Source organism: Pseudomonas sp. CIP-10 (assembly GCF_020911845.1).
GTDB classification, from domain to species: Bacteria; Pseudomonadota; Gammaproteobacteria; order Pseudomonadales; family Pseudomonadaceae; genus Aquipseudomonas; species Aquipseudomonas alloputida.
This window is the reverse complement of record NZ_CP087160.1, coordinates 4,827,451-4,842,171: the sequence shown is the minus strand read 5'-3', so window position 1 is coordinate 4,842,171 and position 14,721 is coordinate 4,827,451. Positions and strand designations below refer to the sequence as shown.

Annotated in this window: 12 protein-coding genes; 5 read left to right on the top strand and 7 right to left on the bottom strand. The window is 63.6% G+C overall.

Translation table 11 applies throughout. The features are described from left to right. Nucleotides 1–131: 131 nt before the first annotated feature. From LMH93_RS21845 to LMH93_RS21830, 4 genes are all read right to left on the bottom strand, one after another. Nucleotides 132–4,658, bottom strand: coding sequence for a hemagglutinin repeat-containing protein (locus LMH93_RS21845; protein WP_230064581.1), 4,527 nt, complete (start codon nt 4,656–4,658; stop codon nt 132–134). Between the two features lie 27 nt (nt 4,659–4,685). Further along, nucleotides 4,686–6,368 carry a ShlB/FhaC/HecB family hemolysin secretion/activation protein gene (locus LMH93_RS21840; RefSeq protein WP_230064580.1) on the bottom strand — a complete coding sequence of 561 codons (1,683 nt, stop codon included), beginning with the start codon at nt 6,366–6,368 and terminating at the stop codon, nt 4,686–4,688. Between the two features lie 160 nt (nt 6,369–6,528). Then, nucleotides 6,529–7,083, bottom strand: coding sequence for a L,D-transpeptidase family protein (locus LMH93_RS21835; protein ID WP_003252119.1), 555 nt, complete (start codon nt 7,081–7,083; stop codon nt 6,529–6,531). A gap of 22 nt (nt 7,084–7,105) precedes the next feature. Then, complete coding sequence (locus LMH93_RS21830; RefSeq protein WP_003252122.1) at nt 7,106–7,657, bottom strand: NUDIX hydrolase; 552 nt, start codon at nt 7,655–7,657, stop codon at nt 7,106–7,108. A 123-nt stretch (nt 7,658–7,780) separates the two neighbouring features. Here LMH93_RS21830 and LMH93_RS21825 point away from each other — a divergent pair, with 123 nt between their 5' ends. The 5 genes from LMH93_RS21825 to purT all read left to right on the top strand — a co-directional run bounded on the left by LMH93_RS21825 (nt 7,781) and on the right by purT (nt 10,945). Continuing rightward, nucleotides 7,781–8,380, top strand: coding sequence for a CoA pyrophosphatase (locus LMH93_RS21825; protein ID WP_003252125.1), 600 nt, complete (start codon nt 7,781–7,783; stop codon nt 8,378–8,380). 44 nt (nt 8,381–8,424) lie between these two features. Further along, nucleotides 8,425–8,949 carry a gamma carbonic anhydrase family protein gene (locus LMH93_RS21820; RefSeq protein WP_004575443.1) on the top strand — a complete coding sequence of 175 codons (525 nt, stop codon included), beginning with the start codon at nt 8,425–8,427 and terminating at the stop codon, nt 8,947–8,949. Continuing rightward, the gene (locus tag LMH93_RS21815) at nt 8,939–9,142 is read left to right on the top strand and encodes a DUF1289 domain-containing protein (protein WP_033726433.1); all 204 of its coding nucleotides are present in this window, start codon (nt 8,939–8,941) and stop codon (nt 9,140–9,142) included. Before LMH93_RS21820 ends, LMH93_RS21815 begins: the two co-directional genes overlap by 11 nt. A 77-nt stretch (nt 9,143–9,219) precedes the next feature. After that, nucleotides 9,220–9,687, top strand: a complete 468-nt coding sequence (locus LMH93_RS21810; protein ID WP_003252131.1) for a VUT family protein — start codon at nt 9,220–9,222, stop codon at nt 9,685–9,687. Between the two features lie 76 nt (nt 9,688–9,763). Next, nucleotides 9,764–10,945, top strand: a complete 1,182-nt coding sequence (gene purT, locus LMH93_RS21805) for a formate-dependent phosphoribosylglycinamide formyltransferase (protein WP_012053590.1) — start codon at nt 9,764–9,766, stop codon at nt 10,943–10,945. A gap of 139 nt (nt 10,946–11,084) precedes the next feature. On the opposite strand, the gene LMH93_RS21800 is transcribed toward purT, so the two are convergent. From LMH93_RS21800 to LMH93_RS21790, 3 genes are all read right to left on the bottom strand, one after another. After that, on the bottom strand, nt 11,085–12,383 hold the full coding sequence (locus LMH93_RS21800; RefSeq protein ID WP_230064579.1) for an MFS transporter: 1,299 nt from the start codon (nt 12,381–12,383) through the stop codon (nt 11,085–11,087). Between the two features lie 267 nt (nt 12,384–12,650). Further along, on the bottom strand, nt 12,651–13,856 hold the full coding sequence (locus LMH93_RS21795; protein WP_230064578.1) for a transporter associated domain-containing protein: 1,206 nt from the start codon (nt 13,854–13,856) through the stop codon (nt 12,651–12,653). Nucleotides 13,857–13,865: 9 nt separating this feature from the next. Next, entirely contained in the window at nt 13,866–14,675 is an 810-nt protein-coding gene (locus LMH93_RS21790; protein ID WP_003252138.1) for a cytochrome C assembly family protein, read from the bottom strand. Between the last annotated feature and the right edge of the window lie 46 nt (nt 14,676–14,721).

Below are 14,721 nucleotides of genomic sequence, written 5' to 3'. Positions count from 1 at the left end.
CCCACAGAGCAATCACACGCCCAGGGGGCTGTGGTATTCGCTGTGGAAGCGGGGGACACGCGGTGCCTGGGTATCAGCAGCAGGGCACAAGATTTCTGATGCCCCCAAATTGCCAGGGCCGCGATTGCGTCTTAGTGCTTCTTCCCTTGCATGCTCGAAGCCCATTGCTCGCTGCGACTATGCCCACTGGTTCTCAACACACCCAGGTCCAGCGCATTTTCCCCATCCGCCGCCATTTTGCTTTTGGCTATCTCGGCGATTGCCGTGCCCAGATCCACCGGTGAGTTGGACGCATCGAGCGACAGGTCTCGGCGATAGTCATTGCCGCTTAGCGTTTCCTGGGTGACCGAGTTGGCGTCGAGCCTCACGTCGCCTTTGGCCGACTGCAAGCGTGCCCCTACCAGATGAGCGTTGCCACCGACCTGCAGGTCGATGCCGTCGCTGCTTTTAAGCGTGGTCTGACGCGTCACGTTGTCGCGCTGTGCATGCGACACGTCGAGGCTGACGGTCGGCGAGAACCCTGGGTCTGCCTTGCTCAGGGCAGAACCTGCCGTTTTCTCGACCTTGCCTCCCAGCGGGCCTGCCACCGATTTGGCCGCGTTGACATAGCCCTGCGGGTTTTTCTCCTGGCTCAGCCTGACATCGCCCTTCACGCTCAGGGTGTTGACGTTGTCCTTGAGGCTGGCGATGCGCAGGTCACCGTCGATTGTGCCGCCAATATGCTTTGCATCCAGGGTGGCACTCTCGATGCGGGTATCGCCGCGGCTTTGCAGGTCGATGCGCTCGGCGCGCAGGTCACTGGTATTCCAGGTGAGGTTGTCGCGCTTGTCGAGCTCTACCTTGAGCCGGCCATGCAGGCCGCGGGTGTCCAACGCGCCCTTGGCCATGTTGAAACCGGCGCCGGCCGAGATGTCGAGGTTGTCGCGTCGCTCCTGGCTGGAAGAGGCTTCAACCAGCATGCCGCCATTCGAGGCGTCGAGGGTGATCTGTTCGGCCGAGGCCTGCAGGCCTTGCAGGTGCAGGGCGATGTCCTCGCGGGCGCTGCTGGCCAGGGTCAGTGTGCCGTTGCTGGCAAACTGGGCATCGACCGCCTGACGTGCATGTTCGTCCTGCTTGCCGTGGCTGAAGTGGCCGCCTATGGCTCCCCCCTGGGTCTGGCCAGCCTTGGCCGCCAGCTCCATGCCGCCACCCAGGTTGGCACCTGTGGCCTGCTGGGTGTTGCTGGCCGCCTTGACCTGCAACTGGCCGCCGCTTTGCACCCGTATGTCGCCGGCCTTGGCCTCGCGGTTGCCAATGCGGGTGCCTTCGAGCAACAGGTCGCCGGCGCTGGTCAGTTGAACTTCGCCCTTGGCGTCGATTTGTGCCACTTGTGCCTTGCTCTGCGTGCTCAGCTTCTGGCCATGGTCCAGATAGCCCCGGCCATCGACGCCGGTGCTGCCCGGGCGGTTGCCGACTTTGGCCCAGGCATTGCCATCGAGCTGGCGTGACTGCTGTTCGGCCTGGTCGGTCGCCTGGGGTAGGGCCAACGACCCTGCACTGTGCATGATCACGCTGCCTTCACCGCCATCGATGCGGGCCCCTTCGTAGCGGCCATCGCTGCCCAGCTGTACCTGGATACCCTGTTGCCCGTAAAGGCTGCCGGGCACGGCGGTGCTGGCGATATCCTTTTTATCCAGCGACCCTCCTTTGCCGGCGGCGCGTACATTCAAGTCCTCGCCGGTGCTGGTGTCCAGGCGCGCGTCGCCACCATAGGCCAGGCGTTGAACGGTGGTTTCCTGGGTATTTTCGGCGGGGCTCACCTGGTGCTGCTGCGCCTCGATTTTCAGCGAGCCGGCATTGGCCCGCCAGGCTGTGCCCTGGTCGGCCAGTGTGTCAGCCTTGACCTCGACCTTTGCTGCGGACAACTCGCTGACCTGAGCAATGCCACGGCGCTGGTTTTCCAGGCGCTTGAGGTGTTCAACCGTCATGTCGGCACCCACGCTGGGCGGTGCCATGGCGTCTTCGGGCGAGGCTTGCTGGAAGCGCGCGGCTTCCTCACCCAGCACCAGGCGTTCGATAGGGCGGGTCAGGTCGCGGTATTCGATACTGGCGCCCAGGCTACCCGACCAGTCGTCACGGCTTTGTTCATGTTCATGGGTATCCTGCACTGCACGGTTGTCGATGCGTTTGGCGGTCACCTGCAGGGTGTTGCCGGCCTCGACGTGCGCGGCCTCGGTGAGCAGTGCATCACTGCGCAATTTCAGATCGCCGCTGGCCTGCAACTCGCTGCGCTGCACCTTGCTTTCGCGTTCGGCTTGCACCTCGCGGTTGTGATGGCCTTCGAACAAACTGCCCAGGCGGTCGATGCCACCGGTTACCGTCAGCCCGCCACCACTTTCGGTGGTGCTGGTGACTACGTCACGGTCGTTGCGGGTCGCCCCCAGTGTCACTTCCCGCGCCTGCACATCGAGGTCGCCGGCAGTGGCCTGGACCTTGCTGCCGTTGACCTGCAGGTGCGCGCTGCTGCTCATGCCCACCGAGGCACCCTTGAGCTCACTGGCAACCTGGTTGGTCGTGCGCTGCTTGCTGGTGGTGGTCACGACCTCATACGCCACGCCAGCCGCGTATTGGCGAGACTCGGGCTTGCCATCCTCGGCTTCCTGGGTCTGTCTGGCGCTGGCCGTGAAACCGCGTTGTTGGTCGCGGGTTTCGCGTTCATCGACCGATTGCGCACTGCCAATCAGCAGGTCGCCTTTGGCTTCGACTTGCAGATGCTTGCCCGCTTCGACCCTGGCGCCCTGGATGCGCATCTCTTCGGCGCTGGCCAGGCGCAGGTTGCTGATCGAGCTGACGTCGCTGACCAGTACCTGCTGTTTGCGGTCCGTGCTTTCGTGCGTGCTGCCGATCAGGCCGAACAGCTTACTGTCACTGGTGCGCTGGGTGGAGGTCGTGCTGCCATGGTCCGCCTCGATGGCCAGCGAGCCGTTCTCGCTGTAGAGCACCGCGTCCTTTTTACCGAACACGGTACTGCCTTTGATGGCGACCTGGTCGGCTCTGACTGTGAGCTCGCCATCGCTGGTTATGGTGCTGCCCGCGACGACCTGGCCCTCGGTGTCGTTACCTTTTCGATCGCCAAAGAATGTACCGGATACCAGGTCGCCTCGGTAATCGCGTTGGGTACCGTGTTCCTGCAACGTGGTGGTGCCGATGTCGGCCTGTTTTGCCTGGATAGCCAGATCGCCGCGGCTGTGCAGGCTGCTGCCCTGCACGTTAAGGTTGTCGCTTGCCTTTATCGACAGGTGCCCGGCGCTCAGGGTACTGCCCTTTGCGGTTTCCTTGAGCTGGTCGCTATCGCTGTCACCGCGCCATAAATCCTTGCGATGACGCACCTGCTGTTCGGTGCGTTTGCTGTCGATGCCGGCGAGGATGTCCAGGCCGGCACCGCTGTCGACCGTCAGCTCGCTACCGGCGTCCACCTTCGCTGCGGTCATGCGCATGTCGTCGCCGGACTGCAACAGCACGCTGTCAGTGCCCAGCAATTGACTGCCCTGTTGCTGCTGGTGGGTGGTGGTGGTTTTGCTGTTGTAGGTTTCGCGGGTGACGAACCAGAACTTCTTGTTCCAGCTGTCACTGTCGTGCTTGATGTGCTCGATTGTCTTGGCGTCCAGTGTGAGTTTCTTGCCCGCCCTTGCTTCGATTCGCGGGGCCTGGCCGTCGACCGTTTCAAGCATCAGGTCATCGGCAGCGGTGAGTTTCAGCACGCCGCGCTCGCTGCGCAGCTCGGTCGGGCGGTCGCCACTGCCACTGACATGCAGGCCCCCGGCCGAGCTGATGTCGACCCCCTCGGCGCCCAGAATCTGCGAGGCCCCCACACGCACACCCGCGCCTTCGGCGGTACTTACCACACGGATACGCCCGGCGCGCATGGCGCCGAACAGGCTGGCATCAATGCTCGACGAGGGGCTGGGCAGGTGTTCGACCACCTCGCCGCTGCGGCTGTCGATACGGTTGCGACCGACGGTGATGTCGAGCGTTTCGCTGGCCATGAGCAGGCCTTTGCTGTCCACGCGTGGTGCGATCAGTTCGAGTGCGCCACCGGCATTGCCCTGGCCATGCTCCAGTACCTGCAGGGTGCCACTGGCCGTGAGCGTATCGAGATACCTGAGCTGTTGTTCCTCGAATTGCGGGGCGCCCACCACGAAGCCTGCGCGGGTGGTGTTGATGAAACTGCCGCCATTGAGGGTGATGCCATTGGGGTTGGCCAGTATGTAGTCGGCCGGGCGCCCGAAGATTTCCTGCGGCCCCTCGATCAGCGAGGCGTTGCGGCTGACCACTTCGTTAAGAATGGTCGAGGCGGCCTGGCCCTGGAACTGCGGGTTGGCCGCCAGGGCACCGGCCAGTTGCGACTGCCCGGCTGCGGTGGCGTTGTTCAGCACCAGGCCAGGGGTGGCCACGTTGTAGTCGATGAACTGGTTGTGTGACAGCCCCTTGGCGTTGGGCGGCACGATGTCGATCACCGGCACCCCGTGGCCATTGTGGATGACCGGGGTCCCCCCGGGGCCGCTGGCTGCTTCCAGTCCTGTCTGAGCCAGTGCGGCGCTGGGCCCGAGCACGGCGAGGAAGATTGCCCAGCGCAAGGTATCCGGGCGAACAGGCGGTAACTGCGAGAGTGTTTGCATTTTCTCGTTCTCTTTGTTGTGGGTGAATCAGATGTTCAGGGTCCAGTCCAGCACCCAGAAGCCGGGCTCCAGCAGCGGGCGGGGCAGGTCACTGGTGTACAAGGCGCGTTGGTAGTCCAGGCGCAGGCGGCTGCCGGGCAGGCTCAGCTCCAACCCTGCGGCGGCCCCGGCCAGGCGCTGTGACGGTTTGCCTTCGGCGGTGCGAACCCAGCCCTGGTCCAGGCCGATGTAGGGGCGTATCTCGAAGGGGTGGGCCCAGGTCAGTGGCAGCGCTTGGCTGAACGTATTGCGCCAGACGGCGCTGCTGGCACCGGAGTAAGTGTGCAGACGAAAGCCGCGGACAGCCGAATCGTCGCTGACCAGCAGTTGTTCGACGGCAGGCAACAGGTCGCGGCTGTACTGCAGGGCCAGCTCGCTCTGCCAGCGCCAAGGGTTGGGTGCCGGGCCCTGACGCAGGTGCAGCAGGTTGGCGCGGTATTTGCGAAAGTCCGGGCGCAGGCGTTGAGCCCCCAGGGGCGCGCGGTCGGCACCCAATGCGTCAATGCCTTGGGCAACGCCGAAGTAGCCGTTCCACAAGCCATTTTCGAGCCACAGCAGGTTGAGGCCGGCCTCTACCGTGGCCAGCGTCGGGCTCTGCTGGACGATAACTGCGCCAGCGCTGCGGTTGATCAGCTGCTTGCGGTCCAGCCGGGCGCTGGCGCTGAGCATGCCTTGCTGGTTGCGCCACAACACCCGCTCGACACTCAGGCCCTGATAGCTGCTGCTGCCGTCGGCAGCCTTGTCGCTGTAGGGGAGTGGGGCTTGATAGCTTAGCTGGCTGGCGCTGAGGGCAAAGGTCCAGGCGCCGTAGGGGATGCTGTAGTACAACGATATCCCTTGGCTTTGGCCGGGCGTATCGAGCACCGTGCGGGTCCACGACAGGCGCAGCTCATCATTGAGGCCAAGCGGGCTGTCCAGGCCAATGCCGAGGTTGACGCGGTGGCGGCCGGTCAGCTCGCTGCCCCGGTTGTCGAAGCGGCTGTCCAGGTGCCAGCGTGAAGCAACCTTGCCCGGCTGCACGACCACGCGGGTGCCGCCTTGCAGTTCGCCGGGCAGCAAGGTGGCGCCCAGTTCAAAGGCGCGTAGGCGGTTGAGCTGGTCCAGGCCTTGCTCAAGGTCGGGCAGGTACAGTGGCTGCCCGAGCAGGCCTGGGAAGGCACTGGAGAGGGACAGGGGCAGGTCGGGCCCTGCCAGTTCGATGGTTTCGACAAAGCCTTCGACAATGACGATGTCCAACGGCATGCCCTGTTCTGGGGGCTGTCGCAGGTAGGGTCGGCTGGTTGGGTAGCCGGCTTGTACATAACGTTGGGTGATGGCTTTGAGCAGCCGATTGATGTCGGCGATGCCCATGCAGGCAGGCGTGAGCGCACGGAGGGTGGGCGCCAGTGCCGAGCTCGAAAGCCGGTGCATGCCCGCCACGCGCACGCCATCGACTGCCCAGCAGCGATCATCGTGCGGTCGCTGGGAAGTGCTGTTGGTCGGTTCAGTCGGGGCGGAGATGCGCCGCCAGCGCTCCAGCCGCTGCTGTTGCTCCAGTTGCCGCAGCCCATGCTGTTGATCGCGCAACTGCTGGCTGGCAGGGTCGTCGGCCAGCACGTGGGGAATGGACAGCACGCCTGACAGGCAACTGGCCGACAGCCAATGGGCGATGCGGTGAATCAGGCACGGCATTGAAGCACCCCGCAAATGATGTACGGTTTTCGTACTCGTCTGCGTGGATGCTAAAAATTAAGTCACTCGTCTGGATGCAGTACCCTGCCTAAGCAACTGTCAGGCAAGTTCTCGCAAAGTGGTGAGAAGGTTCCTACAACCTGTACTGAAAGGCCCTATATCAAGGCCTGATCTCGATCAGCGTTCCATCCCGTACCAAGTCCCACACTTCCTGCATGTCGCGGTTGCGCATGGCAATGCAACCATCCGTCCAGTCCAGGGTATGGAAGTACCATTCCGGGTATTCATCGTTGATCGGCGTGCCGTGAATCATGATCATGCTGCCGGCACTCACCCCTGCCCGGGTCGCGCGGGCGGCATCGCTGATGTTCGGGTAGTTGATGTGCATGGCCAGGTTGAAGCGGTCGCTCTGCTTGCGCCAGTCCAGCCAGTACAAGCCCTCAGGGGTTTTCTTGTCGCCTTCGCGTTCCTTGGCGCCCTTGGGCTGCTTGCCCAGCGAGATGCGGTAGGTTTTCAGCGGCTCGCCACGGCTGATCAACTGCAGGCGGCGCTCGGACTTGATCACCAGTACCTTGTCGATCAACGGTTGCATGGCTTGCTGCGAAGGCGATGGGGTTTGCGCTGCCGGTGCAGGCTTGCGGATGATGGTTTCGGTGAAGGCCGCCTGGGACACCGAGGTAACGCAAAGGCAGAAGAGGGCAAGCAACCAGCGCATGTAACAGTATCCCTGAAGGCGTTTAGGTGTGTGGCGAAACGTTCATCGGCGGCAGGTATTCATGGCCTATGGGGTAGTGCTGGCCGATGCGGTCGCGATAGTAGCATTCTAGTGTGCGAGTGACGGTGCGGAAAGCCAGCGCGTTCCACGGTATCTCATGTTCTTCGAACAGGCGCACCTCCAGGCTTTCGGCACCCACGGCAAAGTCCAGGTCCGCCAACTCGGCGCGGAAGAACACATGCACCTGGTTGATGTGCGGCAGATCGAACAGCTGGTACAGGGACGTTGGCCCGACCCGGGCGCAGGCTTCCTCTACGGTTTCGCGACGCGCGGCCTGGTCGAGGGTTTCGCCGTTTTCCATGAAACCGGCGGGCAGGGTCCAGAAACCCCGGCGCGGTTCGATGGCGCGGCGACACAGCAACACCTGGCTGCCCCAGGTCGGTAGCACGCCGGCCACGATGTTGGGGTTCTGGTAGTGGATGGTCTGGCAAGAGCCGCAGACGTACCGCAGGCGGCTGTCGCCCTCGGGGATCTGCTGAGTGACCGGTTGGCCGCACGCGCTGCAGAATTTCATGTGTGGTTCCTTATGTTCAAGGCTATCTTGGCGCGGCCACCGTGCCGCCGCAAGCGCTGGGGCTTGGGTGCTTCGCGGCTTTGGTGCATGATGCAACACAGGACCTGGATACGAGCGTGCGCAATGCTGGACGAGCTACTTCGCCGAATGAGCAACCACCAACCCGCGTCATTGGAAACCGACAGGCGGTTCCCCGAAGCGGCGGTCCTCTTGCCCATTACCCGCAGCGAAGCGCCCGAACTGGTTTTGACCCTGCGCGCCAAGGGCCTGTCTACCCACGGTGGTGAAGTCGCCTTTCCCGGTGGCCGCCGCGACCCGGAAGACCCGGACCTGGTCTTTACTGCCCTGCGCGAGGCTGAAGAAGAAATCGGCCTGCCCCCTGGCCTGGTGGAGGTGATTGGCCCGCTCAGCCCGCTGATTTCGCTACATGGCCTGAAAGTGACGCCATTCGTCGGGCTTATCCCGGACTTCGTCGAGTATCGCGCCAATGATGCCGAGATCGCGGCAGTATTCACCGTGCCGCTGGAATTCTTCCGCCAGGACCCGCGTGACCATACCCACCGTATCGATTACCAGGGGCGTAGCTGGTATGTGCCAAGTTACCGCTATGGTGAATACAAGATCTGGGGGTTGTCGGCGATCATGATCGTCGAGCTGGTCAACCTGCTGTTCGATGCCGGTATCAGCCTGCATCAACCCCCGGAGCGTTACATCGAAAATTGAGCGGGGCCTACCCCGCCGTCTGCGTCGCAGCCTGAGGAACAAGCATGAAATATCGCCTGGGCGACCTGCGGGTCGAGAGCCACCCCACCAGTTGGGCCGCCCCCAACGCCACGCTCATTGGCAACGTGCGCCTGCAAGCCAATGCCAGTGTGTGGTTTGGCGCGGTGTTGCGCGGTGATAACGAGCTGATCGACATTGGCGAAGGCAGCAACGTGCAGGATGGCACGGTGATGCACACTGACATGGGCTCGCCATTGACGTTGGGCAAGGGCGTGACCGTGGGCCACAATGCCATGCTGCATGGCTGTACGGTGGGCGACTTCAGCCTGGTCGGTATCAACGCAGTGATCCTCAATGGCGCACGCATCGGCAAGCACTGCATCATCGGCGCCAACGCACTGATTGCCGAGGGCAAGGAAATCCCGGACGGTTCGCTGGTAATGGGCTCGCCGGGCAAGGTGATACGCGAGCTGACCGAGCAGCAGAAACGCATGCTGGAAGCGAGTGCCGCACATTACGTGCATAATGCCCAGCGTTATGCGCAAGCGTTGGTGGTTGATGATGAGTGATGTAGCAGAGCGGCCGGTGGCATCGCCGTGCGTGAGCATTTGCGCGCTGGACGAGCAGGATATCTGCACCGGCTGCCAGCGTACCGTGGCCGAGATTGGCCGCTGGGGGCGGATGGACAACCACGAGCGCCGGGCGGTGCTCAAGCGTTGCCATGAACGGGCAGTAGAAGCCGGCCTCATCTTGCAGGCCTGACGCGAACCCTGTCGGAGTGGGTTTACCCGCGAACGGCCCAGCGGTAATCTGTACGGCTTGCCCACAGACAGCCCGCCATGTTCTATCTGATTGCCTATATCAGCAGCGTAGTGCTGATCAACTACGCCTTCTCCAGTGCCCCGCATCTGGACATCATCTGGTCCGCCTGGGGCGGCCTGGTGTTCATCCTGCGCGACATGGTGCAAACCCGCTTCGGTCACGGCGCGCTGGTGGCCATGCTGGCGGCGCTGGTGTTGTCCTATGTCACCTCGGAGCCGGCCATCGCCTTGGCCAGCGCCACTGCGTTCTTCATTTCCGAGCTGATCGACTGGCTGGTGTTCAGCATCACCCGTCGGCCGCTGCGCGACCGCCTGTGGCTCAGTTCGGCGCTGAGCATCCCGGTGGATACCTTCATTTTCTTCGGCATGATCGGCGCTTTGACCCCGGCAGTCATCGGCACCGCGATGGCCTCGAAGTTCGCCGGTGTAACGGCGGTGTGGCTGGCCATGGCATTTCGCGCCCGGCGGGCCGCCGTGGCCGGTTGATGGTGTAGAATAGCGGTCCTTTTTCAGCGGGTGGCGCCTAGCCTGGCGCGGCCCCGGATGCCTTCGAGGACCTGAAATGACCCGTATCGGAACCCCATTGTCGCCCACCGCGACCCGTGTACTGCTCTGCGGCTGTGGCGAGCTGGGCAAGGAAGTGGTAATCGAGCTGCAGCGCCTGGGCGTCGAAGTAATCGCCGTCGACCGTTACGCCAATGCTCCGGCTATGCAGGTGGCGCACCGCAGCCATGTGGTCAACATGCTCGATGGCGTTGCCCTGCGCGCGGTGATCGAAGCCGAGAAGCCGCACTACATCGTTCCGGAAATCGAAGCCATCGCCACCGCCACCCTGGTCGAGCTGGAAAACGAAGGCTTCACCGTGGTGCCCACCGCCCGCGCCACCCAGTTGACCATGAATCGCGAAGGCATCCGCCGCCTGGCTGCCGAAGAGCTGGACCTGCCAACCTCGCCGTACCACTTCGCCGACACCTATGAAGACTACGCCAAGGCCGTAGCCGACCTGGGTTACCCGTGCGTGGTCAAACCGGTGATGAGCTCGTCGGGCAAGGGCCAGAGCTTGCTGCGCAGCGATGCTGACCTGCAGGCGTCGTGGGACTATGCCCAGGAAGGCGGCCGCGCTGGCAAGGGCCGGGTGATTGTCGAAGGTTTCATCGACTTCGAATATGAAATCACCCTGCTGACCGTGCGCCACGTGGGCGGTACCACCTTCCTTGAACCTGTCGGGCACCGTCAGGAGAAGGGCGATTACCAAGAGTCCTGGCAGCCACAGGCCATGAGCCCGAAGGCGCTGGCCGAATCGCAGCGCGTGGCCAAGGCGGTCACCGATGCCCTCGGCGGTCGCGGCCTGTTTGGTGTGGAGCTGTTCGTGAAGGGCGACCAGGTGTGGTTCAGCGAAGTGTCGCCGCGCCCGCATGACACCGGTCTGGTTACCCTGATTTCCCAGGACCTGTCGCAATTCGCCCTGCATGCCCGCGCCATTCTCGGCCTGCCGATTCCGGTGGTGCGTCAGTTCGGCCCGTCGGCCTCGGCAGTGATCTTGCCCGAAGGCCAGTCCCAACAGACCAGCTTCGCCAACCTGGGCGCAGCGCTGAGCGAGCCGGATACCGCCATTCGCCTGTTCGGCAAGCCGGAAATCAACGGTACCCGCCGCATGGGCGTGTGCCTGGCGCGTGACGAGTCGGTCGAACTGGCGCGGGCCAAGGCGACCCGTGCTTCGCAGGCGGTCAAGGTCGAGTTCTGATCCGAGAGTGCTGGGGCTGCTTCGCAGCCCTGTCGCGACACAAGGCCGCTCCCACAGGGATCGCGTAAGCCTGGAAGCTGCGCGATCCCTGTGGGAGCGGCCTTGTGTCGCGATAGGGCCGCAAATCGGCCCCACTGGCTTACAGCGTGGTATTGCGCGTCTCTTTCAGGCACAGCACGGCAATCAGGCTGATCACCGCCGCTACCGACACATAACCCCCCACCCAGCTCAACCCCCCCATGCTCACCAGCTTCTGGGCAAAGAACGGTGCCGCCGAGGCGCCAACGATGCCGCCCAGGTTATACGCCGCCGAGGCACCGGTATAACGCACGTGGGTCGGGAACAGCTCTGGCAACAGTGCCCCCATCGGCGCAAAGGTGACGCCCATCAGGAACAGCTCGATGGCCAGGAACAGCGCCACCCCCGCAGTCGATCCCGAGGTCAGCAGCGGTTCCATGGTAAAGCCCGAAGCTATCGCCAGCAGGCCGCCGACGATCAGTACCGGCTTGCGCCCGTAACGGTCACTGAGCCAGGCCGACAACGGTGTGGCCAGTGCCATGAACACCACCGCGAAGCACAGCAGGCCAAGGAACGTTTCGCGGCTGTAGCCCAGTGTGGTCACGCCGTAGCTCAGCGAGAATACCGTGGAAATGTAGAACAGTGCATAGCACACCACCATGGCCGCAGCGCCCAGCAGGGTTGGCAGCCAGTATTTCGAGAACAGGTCGACCACCGGCATTTTCACCCGCTCGTGGCGGGCAACGGCCTTGGCGAACACCGGGCTCTCCTCGAGCTTCAGGCGCACGTACAGGCCTACCAGTACCAGTGCGGCGCTGAGCAGGAACGGAATGCGCCAGCCCCACTCGCGGAACTGCTCGTCGCTGAGCACCAGGGCCAGGGTCAGGAACAGGCCGTTGGCCGCCAGGAAGCCGATTGACGGGCCCAGCTGCGGGAACATGCCGAACCAGGCCCGTTTGCCTTCCGGCGCGTTTTCGGTAGCCAGCAGGGCCGCGCCACCCCATTCGCCGCCCAGGCCCAGGCCTTGGCCAAAACGCAGCAGGCAGAGAATGATCGGCGCCCACACGCCAATGCTGTCATAGCCCGGCAGCACGCCAATGGCGGTGGTGGATACGCCCATCAGCAGCAGCGAGGCGACCAGCGTCGACTTGCGGCCAATGCGGTCGCCGAAGTGGCCGAACAACGCCGAGCCCATTGGCCGGGCGAGGAAGGCGATACCGAAGGTGAGGAAGGCGGCCAGCATTTGCGCGGTGCCCGACCCGGACGGGAAGAACACCGGGCCGATCACCAAGGCTGCGGCGGTGGCGTAGACGTAGAAATCATAGAACTCGATGGCGGTGCCGATGAAGCTGGCAGTGGCGACCCGCGCAGGCGAGTTGACGGGTGTGGCAGGCGCTTGGGCGTAAGTGCTGCTTGTCATTGAATAGGTCCCTGACAGTCTGGTCCGGCTCCATGGGCTTGGCCCGCAGTGGCGTGCCCTGTAGAAGGCACGGTGACGCGGACGCCGGAGCGTTTTGTTGTGTGCGCCCGACTGACGATGGCCCAAGGGGGGTAGGGGCGGGGCGGGTACTGTTCGGGGTGTTGACGCAGGACCGCAGGGCGTATCAGTGGAGCGGACTGGCCGTGGAGCGCCGGGTGCGGGTAGCAGGCGTGACGGCGGGGCTGGGTAAGCGTGACCCGAGTATAGCTATCGGGTCACGGTCCACACCAGTACCTTGCTGGCGCAATTGTCCTCTGTTTCAAGGATTTCCAGGCGATAGCGGCCTATCTTCAGGCAAACAGCGCTTTCCGGGATGCTTTCCAGCGCTTCGGTGACCAGCCCGTTGAGGGTTTTCGGCCCGCCGTCGCAGGGCAGGTGCCAGCTCAGGGTACGGTTGATTTCGCGTAACGAAGCGGTGCCATCGATGACGAAGGTGCCATCGGGTTGCGGATGCACATGCGGGTTTTCCAGGCTTTGCTCGTCCTCGAACTCGCCGACGATCTCTTCGAGAATGTCTTCCAGGGTGACGATACCCAGTACTTCGCCGTACTCGTCCACCACCACGCCCAAGCGGCGTTGCTGCTTGTGGAAGTTCAACAACTGCATTTGCAGGGGCGTGCTTTCCGGTACGAAATAAGGTTCGTAGCAGGCGCTGTGCAGCGCTTCCAGGGTCAGCTCGGCCTTGGGCAGCAGGTGGCTGATCAGCTTGGTGTTGAGGATCGCTTCGACCTGGTTGATGTCGTTGTGGTAGACCGGCAGGCGGGTGTGGCGGCTGACGATCAACTGCTCGATGATGCGTTCGATCGGCTCGTCCAGGTTGATGCCATCCACTTCGTTGCGCGGCACCAGGATGTCGTTGACGGTGATCTTGTCCAACGACTGCAGGCCGTCGAGCAGGCCATGGCGAGGTGCTTCGTGCTGTTCATCCTCATCGAAGTCGTCGGTATCCTGCGTGTGCAGGGCCACAGCGGTGGGCTGTGCACGGAACGGGCGCAGCATGAGCTTGGCGGCGCCGTCCAGCAGACAGGCCAGTGGCTGCAGCAGTGCGAGAGGCACTTTCAGCAGGCTGGCGCCAAGGCTCACGAACGCCTGCGGGTTACGTCGGGCCAGGCGCCGCGGCAGGTATTCGGCAAACACCAGCAAGGCGAGGGTCGCGGCCAGGCCCGCCAGCCAGAAGCCGTGCTCGCCGCTCTGGCGCTGGCCCATCAGGCAGGCCAGCCCCAGCACCAGTAGCTTGCCCAGGCTGGCGCACAGCACCAGGGCGTGGGCCGGCAGCACGGGATGGCCGTCTTCGCCGGCGCGCAGTGCGCCATTGAGCTGCAGGCGGGCTGCATCCACGGCGGTGAACAGTGCTGACCACAAAAGGGCCAGTGCCAGAGTGCCGAATAGCGGTGCGTACGGCAGGGTGTCCATGGGCGGCCGTCAGATATGCAAGATGAATTCGCGAACCAGCTTGCTGCCGAAATAGGCCAGCATCAGCAGGCAGAAACCGGCCAGCGTCCAGCGGATGGCCATGTGGCCCCGCCAACCCAGGCGGGTGCGGCCCCACAGCAGCACGCTGAACACCACCCAGGCGACACAGGCCAGCAAGGTCTTGTGCGCCAGGTGCTGGGCAAACAGGTTGTCGAGGAACAGCCAGCCGGAGATCAGCGACAGCGACAACAGGCACCAACCGGCCCAGAGGAAGCCGAACAGCAGGCTTTCCATGGTTTGCAGTGGCGGGAAGTTGCGGATCAGCCCGGACGGGTGCTTGTTCTTCAGCTGGCGGTCCTGCAGCAGCAACAGCAGCGACTGGAACACCGCGATGGTGAACAGCCCGTAGGCCAGGATCGACAACAGGATATGCGCAAGGATGCCCGGTTCTTCATTGATCAGCGGCACCGTACCGGGGGGCGCGAACTGCGCCAGCAGTGCCGTTACCGCGCCCAGCGGGAACAGCAGCACCAGCAGGTTTTCTACCGGTATGCGCAGGCAGGCCAGCAATGTCAGGGTAATGACTGCCACGGCGATTAGGCTGGCGGCGCTGAAGAAGTCCAGGCTCAGCCCCAGCGGGGTGATCAGCTGGAAGAACAGTGCGCCGGCCTGGGCCAGCACCGCGAAGGCACCCAGCAGGCCAAGCAGGCGCTTGTCGGCCTTGCGGCCCTGGGCCAGGTGAGAGCCCTGGTAGATGGCCGCTGCTATATATAGGCCGGCGGCGATCAGGTTGGGAATGAGGCTGGGAGAGGAGACCATAAGTCCTGGTTGGCGAGCCTTTAAAGAGACGGAGTTTGGCATAGAT